Below are 12470 nucleotides of genomic sequence, written 5' to 3'. Positions count from 1 at the left end.
CCCGGTCAGCTAGCTGACCGGGGCTTTTTCTACTGGTACTGGGCAGCTTACAAGTGAATCACCTCGCCGTAGGCGGCGGCAGCGGCTTCCATTACGGCTTCGCTCATAGTGGGGTGCGGGTGCACCGACTTAATGATTTCGTGACCGGTAGTTTCCAGCTTGCGCGCCACTACTACCTCGGCAATCATTTCCGTCACGTTGGAGCCAATCATGTGGGCGCCCAACCACTCGCCGTACTTCTTATCGAAGATGACTTTCACGAAGCCATCCTTTACGCCGCCAGCGGAGGCTTTGCCCGAAGCGGAGAAGGGGAATTTACCAACCAGGATGTCGTATCCCTGCTTCTTGGCTTCCTCTTCGGTGAGGCCAACTGAGGCAATTTCCGGCGAGGCGTAGGTGCAGCCCGGAATGTTCTGGTAGTTGAGCGGCTCGGGGTGGTGACCAGCAATTTTCTCTACGCAGATGATGCCTTCGGCCGAAGCTACGTGCGCTAGGGCGGGGCCGGGGATGATGTCACCAATGGCGAAGATGCCGGGCACGTTGGTCTGGTAGAAGTCATCAACCAGTACGCGGCCTTTCTCTACCTTAATGCCAAGTTCCTCAAGGCCAATGTTTTCGAGGTTAGTGGTTACACCCACGGCGCTCAGCACCACGTCGCACTCCACTTGCTGCTCGCCTTTGGCCGTCTTGATGGTTACTACGCAGCCAGCGCCGCTCGTGTCCACCTTGGTTACCTCTGCGCTGGTTAGCACGTTGATGCCGATTTTCTTGAAGGATTTCTCCATCTGGCGCGACACCTCTTCGTCTTCCACGGGTACAATGCGGGGCAGGTATTCCACCACCGTCACTTCCGAGCCCATGGTGCGGTAGAAGTAGGCAAACTCAACGCCGATGGCGCCGGAGCCTACTACCACAAGCCGCTTGGGCAGTTGGGGCAGCACCATGGCCTGGCGGTAGCGATAATTTTCTTGCCATCAACGGGCAGGTTTGGCAACTCGCGCGAGCGGGCACCGGTAGCAGGATGATGGACTTTGCTTCCACGATTTCCTTAGAGCCGTCCTGCTTGGTTACTTCTACCTTGCCGGGAGCCGAAAGCTTGCCCGTGCCCGATACAACGTCAATCTTGTTCTTTTTGAACAAGAAGTTGATGCCCTTGCTCATGCCATCAGCTACGCCACGGCTGCGCTGAATCACGGCATTGAAATCGTAGCCTATGCCATCGGCCTTGAGGCCATAGTCGCCGGCATGGTTGAGGTATTCGAATACCTGAGCGCTCTTGAGCAGGGCTTTGGTGGGGATACAGCCCCAGTTGAGGCAGATGCCACCGAGCGACTCGCGCTCCACCACGCCTACTTTCAGACCAAGCTGCGAAGCCCGGATGGCGGCCACGTAGCCGCCGGGGCCGCTGCCGATAACGACCAGGTCGTATTGCAATGCCATGTTGTGTTCAGTTGAAGGTTGAGTAGGGGAAACACCGCCCAGCGCAGAAAGGCTCCGCAGCGGCCCGGCAAAGATAGGCACGGCGCGCAACTCCGCACGCGCCCAATTTTCGGCCCGATTTTAGGCATCTAACAAAATTTTGTCCTACCCTTCAGCCATTGTGCAGTCCACGCCGTAGAAGGGCCGTTACCGTTTTTTAGGCTACCAAGCCGCCTGCACCCCGCACCCCCACACCATGAAGTCACTGATACTCACACTCCTGTCTGCTACTACCTTACTTGCAACCACGCAGTGCGCCCGCAGCACCACCGACGTAGAACGACCCACTACCTCGGCCGCCCGCAATCTGAACCGCGAAGCAGTTGTGGCCCGCGCCGCCGATAGCACTGCCCGTTCTTCCATGAATGTTACAGCGTCGGCGGGGGCTACTTCCCCCGCTCCTACGGTAGTAGAGCCCGCAGCCCGCAAGTCGAATGCCGATTACAAGGCAGAAATCCGTACGGCCGACGCTATTCTTAAGAGCAAACCTCGGGATTTCGACGCCCTACTGACGCGCGCCAAGGCCAAAAGCCATCTTAAGGAGTACAACGAGGCTATTCTGGATTACAATGCTGCCGTGCGCCTCAAGCCCACCAACGCCGAAGTATACTACAACCGCGGCCTCAACCGCCTGAAATTGAAGCAGTACAATCCGGCTATCAGCGACTTCAACAAGGCCACCAAATATAATCCCCAGGATAAGGAAGCTTTCTTTGGCCGCGGCGCCGCCAAGATGCAGATGTTCAATTTTAAAGGTGCCATCCCCGACTTCACCAAGGCACTGGCACTGGACCCCAATTACGCCGATGCGTACGAGTACCGCGGCATTAGCTACTCCTCTATCAACAAACCACTGGAAGCCAAAGCCGACCTAGAAAAGGCCGCTCAACTCAACCCAGAAGCGGTGAAGAGCCTCCGTCGCTACGCTGGCAAATAGTCCGGCACTTGCTCAGAGAGCACCACTTAAAAAGAGGGCAACCCGGTAGCGGGTTGCCCTCTTTTTACTTACCGGCCTAGTAGCAGTTTCAGGTAGAAACTGGGCTGCCGGAGCCGCTCGCGCAAATCCAGATCGAGAAACATATTGCTGATGGTCTCGGCGAGGGTTGGGTTGTTTGCGGCGCGGGAGGCCACAAAGTTGAACAGCCACGGATAGCTCAGCAGACGCTGCATTACCCGGCTAAGGCGCAGCTCCTGCCACAGCCGGTTGTACACGGCACCATCGTAACCGCGCAAAAACGCCGGGGAGAAATCTTGCGCCACGAGGGCGCGCCCAGCCCAATCAGCGGCGTGACGCCCCGAAATGATGGCGTGCCCGATGCCCTCCCCCGTGAAAGGGTCGATGAGGGAGCCGGCGTCGCCGAGCAGTAAGTAGCCCCTGCCCGATAGTGCTCGGCGCTTGGACCTAGCGGCAGTCCAAAGCCCCGCACTGGTCCCAGGCGCTCGGCCCCGGCAAAGCGCACTTTCAGGGCTGGGTGGGCTTGTAGCATGTCGTCGAGGCGCTGACGCAGATTTACTTTTTTCTGGGATACCGCTTCCGTAAGCATCCCTACCCCCACATTAGCCTCGCCGTTGGGTAGTGGAAATACCCAGAGGTAACCCGGCAGAAAGTCTTTGATAAAGTGCAGTTCAATGAAATTATCGGGGCTGAGACCTTGCACACCGCGGTAATACGCCCGCAGGCCCGCGCAATGGTGGGCCGGCTCTAGGGCGTGCCCACCTACCTGCCGGGCAAAGCTAGACTGAGCCCCATTGGCAACTAACAGCAGCCGGGCCGTGGCTATTTCTGTGCCGTCGGCGGCCGTTAAGCGCCAGCGGCCATCGGGCAGTTGCTCGTGGTTAGCAACGTCTACCCCTTCTTGAAAGTCGATTTCGGGTCGGCGGCGCACCTCTTCTGCTAGGAAGTTGTCAAAATCGAGGCGCTTGATGATGTGGCCGGCGGCGGCATCTGTGGCTTTATTAAAGCGCGGCTTGAACGGAACGCTGAGGCGGCGGCCGTTCGGAGCATAAAATTCGATTCCCCAACTGGGCAACTGGGCGGGGGAAGTTTCCAGCTCGGCGGGTAGCTCCGGACGAATGCGGCGCAGTTCGGCCAGCACTTTGCCGCTGAGGGCGTCGCCGCACACTTTGTCGCGGGGGAAGCGGGCCCGGTCGAGGAGCAGGCAGGGGCGGCCGGCATTGGCCAAGTGCAGGGCCGCGGTGGCTCCACCAGGTCCGGCTCCTAGTATACAGATATCTACGTCGGGCATAAGAGGCGACGAAGATACGAGCGGATGGCATTGCAGACTGGCATTCCTGGGGTGAAGCCCCAACACGTAGCCCATAAGTTGGCGGGTAGGCTGGGTGAGCGCGCCATTTTACGGAGCAGGAAGGCGTATTTCTAGCTTCTGCTAGCTTTGTGAGTTTCACGCCTACTCTCCCTATGCCGCTACGACTTCTACACAGCGAACCTTCCATCTCCATTTTTTACGACTACCACCACAACTGGCTATATGCCAACTGGACTGGTGACCAAAGCCTAGAATCGGTGCAGGGAGGCTGCCTACTCCTGCTCGACTTTCTGCGCAACGAGCGGTGCTCAAAGGTTCTTAACGACAACACGGAGGTCACAAGCATGTGGAGCGATGCCTCGGAATGGGTGGGCGCCACTTGGTTTCCGATGATGGCCGACGCGGGTCTTGAGTATTTCGCCTGGGTTTACTCCTCCAATGTGTACAGCCGCCTGTCGGCTGATCTTTCCATGCAGCATACTACCCGGCCCATTGTCCTGTCCTTTGACAGCCAGGAGCTAGCCACCAGCTGGCTACGGCTTATGTAAGCGTGGGGGGCACTAGTTACGAAGCTAGGGTAGAACATAGAACCCGTTCGTTACTTACCTTCGCCCCCATGACGAAACTGCTCGACGGAAAAGTAGCCCTGATAACGGGCGCTTCTAAAGGAATCGGCCGCGCCATTGCGGTGCATTTCGCCCAACTGGGCGCCCAGGTAGCCTTCACCTACCTCTCCAGCGTGGAGAAAGGTCAGCAACTGGAAGAAGAATTAGCCGCCCACGGCACCAAGGTAAAAGGCTTCCGCTCCGATGCGTCCATCTACGCCGAAGCTGAAAAGCTGGTAGATGATGTGGTAGCGGAGTTTGGCAAGCTGGATATTCTGGTAAACAACGCCGGCATCACCCAGGATGGTCTGCTCATGCGCATGAGTGAGCAGCAGTGGGACCAGGTTATTGCCGTAAACCTGAAATCGGTGTTTAACCTGACTAAAGCAGCCACTAAGCCTATGATGCGCGCCAAAGCTGGTAGCATTATCAACATGACTTCGGTGGTGGGTATCAAAGGCAACGCCGGCCAGGCCAACTATGCGGCTTCCAAGTCGGGTATCATCGGCTTTACGAAGTCGGTAGCGCTGGAATTGGGCTCGCGCAACATCCGTTGCAACGCCATTGCTCCCGGCTTCATTGAAACCGAAATGACGGATGCTCTCGACCAGAAGCAGGTAGATGAGTGGCGCAAAGCTATTCCGCTAAAGCGCGGCGGCTCTCCCGAAGACGTGGCCAAAGCCACCGCCTTCCTTGCCTCCGATAATTCGAGCTATATCACCGGACAGGTGTTACAGGTAGACGGTGGCATGCTGACCTAGTCGTCCTAGGCTCCTTCTTACTCTGGGCCCTTTCGCTTAACCACTCCGCTTGCTAAGCAGCGTGTTTAAGCGAAAGGGCTTTTTTATGCGCTGACTTTTCGTCCCAACCAACATTCAACCTATTATAATACAAATACTTACCGCATTATCAATCTGCATTAGGATGATGGCCGCTCTGTATTACATCCTACTCCAGATGTGTTAGGTAGGATATTGCAGGACAGGGTAGTAGTGAAAGTGTAGCCTTCCGTGGGCCTACCTGGGCATAATGTTTTTTACTGGACTATTTATAGTTCAGTTTCTCCACTAGCCTCGGGTACTTCTGCTACCCTATACCTGTTGCGCTTAGCAGGCTTGGAGTGTAAGAGCCTTGCTCTTAGCGCTAGTAGGCTCGCTGCGTACCCCTGTGAGTTAGGGGCCAATTAACAAGCCCTTTTGTACATCAACCAGCGGTTTGCAAAGGCTCTTATACCCCCACCCGATTTTGATGGTACAAGTCTGTCCAGCAGCTACTCATGTCGGCTCCTGACAAGCAAAATTGGCTTTGGTAAACAAATAAGTAATTGTACTATTTTATAAATATATGTTATTATCTATTCTTTAGTAACAATTTCATAATAAACCGATCCTATCCGAGGTGTAATTTTGTGGCTTGGCCGATACCCATATGGGTCGGCTGGAACTTGTTTGAATACTTTTTTCTTGCCGCTGTATGTCAAAAAATTTACGCAGTTATCTGCGCTGTTTATTTCTACTCTCGTGCTTGGCGTATGGTCCGGTTCGCGCAAGTAGCCCAGCCACTGAGGAGTCTGCCGCAGTTACTTTTCAAGAGTCATTCGACACGGGGACCAAGCCGGACTATCCTGCGGCTTCTGCGGCACTGGCTACTGGCAACTGGACCCTGACTAATGCCGCGCTAGGTAGCTCCGACGCTGACCACAAGACCGGTACGCAGAGTGTGCGCCTGCAGCAAAACGGCAAGCTCACCATGGAGTTCTTCCTGCCAACCGGAGCTTCTACCATCACGGTGCAGCACGCCATCTACGGCACCGACGCCAGCAGCAGCTGGGAGCTGTGGGCCCAGTCAGAGGCCTGCAACTGCAACAAGTGGACAAAGGTGGGAAACACAGTATTCACGACCTCCCCTACCCTACAGGTAGTATCCTTTACCGCTAACATTCCCGGCCACGTCAAATTCGAGATTCGGAAGACATCGGGTGGGGCGGCCAGGCTAAACATCGACGACTTCGCGGTGACGGAGTACGGCGTGGTACAGCCATCGGTTGACAACGACAACTTAGCCCTGGGTAACCCAAGCGGCGCCACTACGGACCTCAACTCGTATAACAACTACCTGCTCACAAAGCCGCAGTTCGTCATTGGCTACAACCGCGACCAGGGCAAGCCTAACTGGGTGAGCTGGCACTTGGACATCACCAACCGCGGCAGCATTGACCGCCAGGACGACTTCCGCAACGATACTTCCCTACCCGCGGGCTGGTACCAAGTACAAAACACCAGCTACTCCAACACGGGCTTCGACCGGGGCCACAACTGCCCTTCTGCCGACCGTACGTCTACTCTGGAAGATAACTCAGCTACCTTCCTGATGACCAACATGATGCCGCAGACGGGCGACAACAACCAGGGCCCTTGGGCCGCGCTGGAAAGCTATACCCGCACGTTTCTGCCCAGCAATGAAGTGTACGTCATCTGCGGCAGCTACGGCGTAGGCGGTGGGGCAGGCGGCCTGATTACCTCCATTGACCAAGGCCGCGTGACGGTGCCCAAGCGCACCTGGAAGGTGATTGTGATTCTGCCGGTAGGCGACAACGACGTCGCGCGCATCTCCGCTACTACCCGGGTCATTGCCGTGGATATGCCCAACACCACGGGCATTCGGGAAACCAACTGGGGCACGTTCCGCACCAGCGTAGACGCCATTGAGGAGGCCACCGGCTACGACTTGCTGTCGAAGCTGCCGCTGGAGGTGCAAGCGGCCCTCGAATCGAAAGTAGATGCCGGTCCGGCGCTGTAGTTTTCTCTTCCTGTTGCTTTTTGAAAAGACTGAATCGTCTGTATGACAATTTTTTATAGTAGCGTTTCGAACGTTAAGAAGTGGTCGGCTGCTCTGGCTTTCCTCTTATTGATGGGGGTGCAACTGAGTTGGGCCCAAACCACGGCCCTGACACCTTACCCATTGCGAGAGGGTACTTATCAGGAGGCTTTTACGGCCATTGCTACCTGGGGAAGCAACTTCTCGACCGGCACCGGCGCAAACCGGTTCGGCGTGGCCTACCCCGACCCTGTTTACCCTAACACCAACACGGTTTTTAGTACCGGCTCTACCGGGGGCGTGCAGAAAGGAACCGCCGCCATTGTCTTGTTATCGACGGGTAGTGACGGAGAAAAGCCAGCTGCCTTCGACTTGCACCTCGACTTTTCGGGCACTGCGGCAGGAACCATTAGCCTTGACTGGGCCGAGGTCAATAACTCAACCGGCAACCGGCAGTCTACTTTCAAGCTGCAAACTAACACGGGGCCCAACGGCTTATTCATTGACTTACCCCAAACCGCCACTGTCCTCACCAACAACCAAGCTGCTTCGGGCAAGCTGACAGTTGCGCTGCCAGCTGCCTTCAACAACAACGCCCAGGCCAAGGTACGCTTCTACATGAGCGCCAGTGCCGGCGGAATTGCCCCTAGCGGCAGCCGCCCCAAAATCAGCATCGACAACCTGCAGGTAACGGCGGCTACGTCCGAAAGCCCCGCAACTACCACCATCACCACGGGGGCAGTAGCTACCACGTCCTTCTGCGTCACGACTACGGCGGGCAGCCCCGAGTTTGCGGTGCCCTACACCGGCAGTGGCTCCTTCACCGGAACGTACAAAGTGCAGCTGTCGGACGCGGCCGGCGTATTTACGGCTACTACGACCACCAACATTATCGGCACGGGCAGCAGCTCTCCTATCACCGCGGTTATTCCGGCCGGCACGGCTAGCGGCAGTAAGTACCGCGTGCGCGTGCTCAACGACGCTCCGGCTACCTACGGCACCGACAACGGCACGGACCTGACGGTTAGCTTGGCCGCGGCCACCAACACCGTTACGGTTTCGCCTACGCTGGCCCAAACCGTGCCAACTACCGGTACGGGTGCCACGCTGCAAGCCAGCACCGCTGCTACCTCTACTTTTACCTGGAAGTACGCCACTAGCCCTACCGGCCCCTACGCAGCCATTGCCGGCGCTACTACTAATTCCTACCAACTACAGGGCAGTGATTTCCCCACGGCAGGTACGTATTATGTAGTTGCGGAAGCTACCACTACCAGCGCCTGCGCCTCTGCCACGGGCGTGAGTGAACCAATTACGGTTACGGTGTCGGCCCCGATTTCTGTTCCGGCCCTGACTGTCTCGGCCACTAGCCTTCCTAGCTTTGGCAACATAGCTCTCGGCGAAGGCGCCCCCTTGAAAAGCTTTACCGTTGGCGGAACCAACCTTTCCGATAACATTACCATCACGCCACCCACAGGCTTCGAAATTCGCACGGGCAACACCCCTTTTGCTTGCTGCGCCATTGTGCTACAGCCCGTAAACGGGGAGGTGCCCACTACCGTCATCGACGTGCGCTTTACCCCCACGGCTGTCCAGGCCAGTGAAGCTACCATTCCGGTAACGAGCACGGGCCTGCCCGCCGCAGCCGTGGCCGTATCCGGCACGGGCGTTGAGCCTATGTATCCCGCATCATTGAGCACCACCACCCTGTCGGGCCTGACGCCTACCACAGCTACCACGGGCGGCACGGTGGACACCGACGGTGGCAGCGCCGTAACAGCACGAGGCGTAGTATGGTCCCGGACTGCCAACCCGCTTCTGGGCACAACCAAGACGTCGGACGGTACTGGCACGGGAACGTTTGCCAGCACCATCACTGGTTTGCTGCCCGGCACTACCTACTACGTGCGGGCCTATGCGACCAACGCCACCAGCACGGCCTACGGCGAAGAGCTTTCGTTTACAACCGTAGAAGTACCCCTGGCAACTCAGCCTACTAGTCCGGCTAGCCTCACCGCCACCCAGGTAACGGGCACCTCCTTGCAGCTTAATCTAACTGGGGGAGATGGCGCAAAACGCCTGGTAGTGGCTCGCCTGGGCAGCGCCGTAGACGCGGAACCTGTAAATGCTACCACTTATCTCGCCGACGCAGCTTTCGGCAAAGGCAGCGTGCTGGGCAAGGGCAACTACGTGGTGTACAACGGAACCGGCGACACCCTGACGGTTACCAACCTACGCCCCAACACACCCTACTACTTCACGGTATTTGCCTTCAACGACAACAACACGCCCTACGCCGAGAATTACCTGACAACGACGCCGGGGACGCTTACCCAGACGACAACGCCCGTTCCTACGGCTCTGCTGCTGGAAGAGAACTTCGACTATGCGGCGGGTTCCTTGCTGACGGCAACTAACTGGACGGCTCACAGTGGAGCGGGTACCAAACCCGTTGCGGTAACGGCTACCGGCCTTTCATACCCAGCTACGGCCCAAACAGCGGCAACGCCGCCGCCGTGGTAGCAAGTGGCGAAGACGTTAACCGCACCTTTGAAGCAGTATATGCCCGCACGCCCGTGTATGTGTCTTACCTGGTGAATGTGGCCAACGCTTCTACAAGCTTGGCCGGCGACTACTTCTTCCATCTTGGCCCGAAAGCCATTGGCACCACGTTCCGCAGCCGCATCTACGTGCGCAAAGATGCCACCACCAACAAAGTGCAGTTTGGCATCACTAGCGGCACGGGTACTACTACTTTCACCACGGAGCAGTATGAGTTGAATGCCACGCACCTAGTTGTGTTGAAGTACTCGTTTACTGAAATGGGCAGCACCGCCCAGCTTTTCATCAACCCAACTACCGACACGGAGCCCGCCACGGCCACGGCTAGCGCAACGGAAACCGGCGCCACTCCCGCCGCGCCCAACGACAACATTGGTTCCGTAGCCTTACGCCAGGGTGCCAGCTCCCCTAACTTGGTGGTAGATGGTATTCGCGTTGGCACCACCTACAAAGCTGTTAAAACGGGTATTACGTGCGAGCCACCGGTGCTGGCAGTACCCACCGTTCCGGTGGCTACCGCGGCCGCCGACCAGTGCGGAGCCCCAGTACTTTTTGCGGCCACCGTTTCTGGCGACCCAGAGCCTAGCATTACCTACTCTATCGTGAAGGAAGGCGGTGCTACCACCATCACTTCGCCCTACATTTTCCCGGTAGGCGCTACCACCGTTACGGCCACGGCTACCAACCGCTGCGGCACCGATACGCAAACCTTCGTGGTGACGGTGCAAGACAAGCAGGCTCCTCTGGTGCTCACCCAGAACGTGACTGTAGCGCTCAGCAATGGCACAGCTACTGTTACGGCGGCACAGGTAAACAACGGCAGCACCGACGCCTGTGGCATTGCTACGTTAGCCCTCAGCCAAACCACTTTCAGCTGTGAGAACATCGGCGCCAACACTGTAACGCTGACGGCTACCGACCGGTACGGCAACACCGCCAGCCAGACCGCCATTATCAACGTGACGGGCACGGTTCCTACTCCAGCTATTGCCGTGAAGCCTTCTTCGACGGTGTATACGGGGGGAGTACCTACCAACTTATACTTGGGCTACGGTCCGCAGAGCGTTACGCTGGCGGCTTCGGGTGGGGTAAGCTACCGCTGGAGCCCGGCCACTGGCCTAAGCAATGCCACCAGCGCCAACCCGGTGTTCACCGCTACAGCTGCCGGCACGTTCACGTATACCGTAACGGTGACCAGCAACTCGGGCTGTACTGCTACCAAGAGCGTAGTGCTGCAAGTAATTGACGTACGTTGTGGCAACAAGAACAAGGGCATTATGGTGTGCCACAAAGGCTCATCCCAATGCGAGCCCCTCGGTGATATTGCGGGCCACCTGGCGCACGGCGACCAGCTAGGCACGTGCGCAGGAAGTCTGCAGGCGAAGTCTTCTTCCGACGCTCAGCTTCTCGGCGACGCTACCAGCACGGCTACCGCAGCTTTGCTGTTCGAAGCATACCCCAACCCCTTCACGGAGCGCACCGTGGTTCACTTCCGCCCCGTAAGCACGGGCACGGCTCAGCTACAAATCTATAACTCGCTTGGTCAGGTAGTGAAGACGTTCCACAACGGCGTCGTGCAAGGCGGTCAAGATTACGAGTTCACGCTGGAAGGCAGCGCGCTACCCGCAGGTCTGTACACAGGCCGTCTGCTCATTGACGGCAAGGTTCAAACCATTCGGGTTGTACTGAACAAGTAAGCATAGGCTATAAAGCAAGCAAAAAGGGGGCGCCAACTTGGCGCCCCCTTTTGCTTCTGCAAGCTGGCAGATAGGCCGGCGGGAAACCAGCCAATCTACCCCAGGTGACAAAACCTAGTGGTATGCGCCACTTGTGGCACAGTCTGGTTGGAAGGCTTATCATTGTACTACGCTACTCTAGGTACACGTATGTTTCGTTTCCTCCTACCTGTATTAGTACTGCTAGCCATTTCAGTAGCGTGCTATCCGCGCCTATGGCATAGGCTTACCCGTTACCAGCAAGCACAAGCTGCCCAAGCCACCGTCGCCCGCCTTAGCGCCAGGCTCCACAACGGCGACCTAATTTTTCAAACGTCCCAGTCGGCGCAAAGCCAGGCGATACAACTGGCTACGCACTCGCCCTATAGTCACTGCGGCATTCTGTTTCAGAAGGACGGAGAGTGGCGCGTATTTGAAGCGGTGCAACCCGTAAGCGAAACCTCTTTGGTAGCCTGGGCAGCGCGCGGCAAGGATGGCAAGGTGGTCATAAAACGCCTGCGCGATGCCGAAACGGTGCTGACACCCGCAGCCTTGCAGCGCCTCCAAGCGGCCGGCGAGCAGTACCGCGGCAAGAACTACGACTTATACTTCGGCTGGTCTGATGATCGGATTTACTGCTCGGAGCTGCTCTGGAAGATGTACCAGCAAGCTACCGGCCGCGAAATAGGCGAACTGCAAACACTACGCGAGTTCGACCTGAGCCACTCCGCCGTGCAAGCCAAGCTGCGCGAACGGTACGGAAATCGTATTCCACTGGATGAAAAAGTTATTTCCCCGGTTCAGATGCTAGAAAGCAAGGAGCTAGTAACGGTGCAGTAAGAGGTACTCATGGTCTCACCTGAACTGCAAGGCTAGCTCCATAGTATCAGCAAACCTTATTTCGACTTAATTACAAGTTTTGGGCATTGGCTCAAAGGGCCGAAGGTAACTTCCACCTATTTTCTCTCTCACAAGTCCCTACCTTCGTTTTACTAACCCCGGAGACTATCCTGCGCAACTATGCG

Annotated in this window: 9 protein-coding genes and 1 pseudogene; 7 read left to right on the top strand and 3 right to left on the bottom strand. The window is 57.1% G+C overall.

Annotated elements, in window-relative coordinates; genetic code table 11:
* Positions 1 to 47: 47 nt before the first annotated feature.
* A pseudogene (gene lpdA, locus VI25_RS13065) lies at positions 48 to 1440 on the bottom strand (dihydrolipoyl dehydrogenase).
* Positions 1441 to 1675: 235 nt separating this feature from the next.
* On the opposite strand from lpdA, the gene VI25_RS13060 reads away from it, so the two are divergent.
* Positions 1676 to 2416, top strand: coding sequence for a tetratricopeptide repeat protein (locus tag VI25_RS13060; RefSeq protein ID WP_052695539.1), 741 nt, complete (start codon positions 1676 to 1678; stop codon positions 2414 to 2416).
* A 68-nt stretch (positions 2417 to 2484) separates the two neighbouring features.
* Here VI25_RS13060 and VI25_RS26920 read toward each other — a convergent pair whose 3' ends face one another.
* Together VI25_RS26920 and VI25_RS13055 are read right to left on the bottom strand one after the other, a co-directional pair.
* Positions 2485 to 2649, bottom strand: a complete 165-nt coding sequence (locus VI25_RS26920; RefSeq protein ID WP_236705047.1) for a hypothetical protein — start codon at positions 2647 to 2649, stop codon at positions 2485 to 2487.
* On the bottom strand, positions 2649 to 3725 hold the full coding sequence (locus tag VI25_RS13055) for an FAD-dependent monooxygenase (RefSeq protein WP_236705046.1): 1077 nt from the start codon (positions 3723 to 3725) through the stop codon (positions 2649 to 2651). The genes VI25_RS26920 and VI25_RS13055 overlap by 1 nt, the downstream gene beginning before the upstream one ends.
* 173 nt (positions 3726 to 3898) lie before the next feature.
* On the opposite strand from VI25_RS13055, the gene VI25_RS13050 reads away from it, so the two are divergent.
* The 6 genes from VI25_RS13050 (at position 3899) to VI25_RS13025 (ending at position 12285) form a co-directional block, all read left to right on the top strand.
* Positions 3899 to 4294, top strand: coding sequence for a hypothetical protein (locus VI25_RS13050; RefSeq protein ID WP_045690132.1), 396 nt, complete (start codon positions 3899 to 3901; stop codon positions 4292 to 4294).
* A gap of 68 nt (positions 4295 to 4362) precedes the next feature.
* Entirely contained in the window at positions 4363 to 5112 is a 750-nt protein-coding gene (fabG, locus tag VI25_RS13045) for a 3-oxoacyl-[acyl-carrier-protein] reductase (protein WP_045690133.1), read from the top strand.
* Between the two features lie 712 nt (positions 5113 to 5824).
* Entirely contained in the window at positions 5825 to 7150 is a 1326-nt protein-coding gene (locus tag VI25_RS13040) for a DNA/RNA non-specific endonuclease (protein WP_236705045.1), read from the top strand.
* Between the two features lie 42 nt (positions 7151 to 7192).
* On the top strand, positions 7193 to 9691 hold the full coding sequence (locus tag VI25_RS13035; RefSeq protein ID WP_055562560.1) for a hypothetical protein: 2499 nt from the start codon (positions 7193 to 7195) through the stop codon (positions 9689 to 9691).
* The gene (locus tag VI25_RS13030) at positions 9685 to 11427 is read left to right on the top strand and encodes a T9SS type A sorting domain-containing protein (RefSeq protein ID WP_055562559.1); all 1743 of its coding nucleotides are present in this window, start codon (positions 9685 to 9687) and stop codon (positions 11425 to 11427) included. Before VI25_RS13035 ends, VI25_RS13030 begins: the two co-directional genes overlap by 7 nt.
* A 189-nt stretch (positions 11428 to 11616) precedes the next feature.
* On the top strand, positions 11617 to 12285 hold the full coding sequence (locus VI25_RS13025; protein ID WP_045690137.1) for a YiiX family permuted papain-like enzyme: 669 nt from the start codon (positions 11617 to 11619) through the stop codon (positions 12283 to 12285).
* Positions 12286 to 12470: the final 185 nt, after the last annotated feature.

Origin of the sequence: Hymenobacter sp. AT01-02, assembly GCF_000961955.2 — a bacterium.
In the GTDB taxonomy this organism is placed as follows: domain Bacteria; phylum Bacteroidota; class Bacteroidia; order Cytophagales; family Hymenobacteraceae; genus Hymenobacter; species Hymenobacter mucosus.
This window is presented reverse-complemented; position numbering and strand designations above follow the sequence as displayed.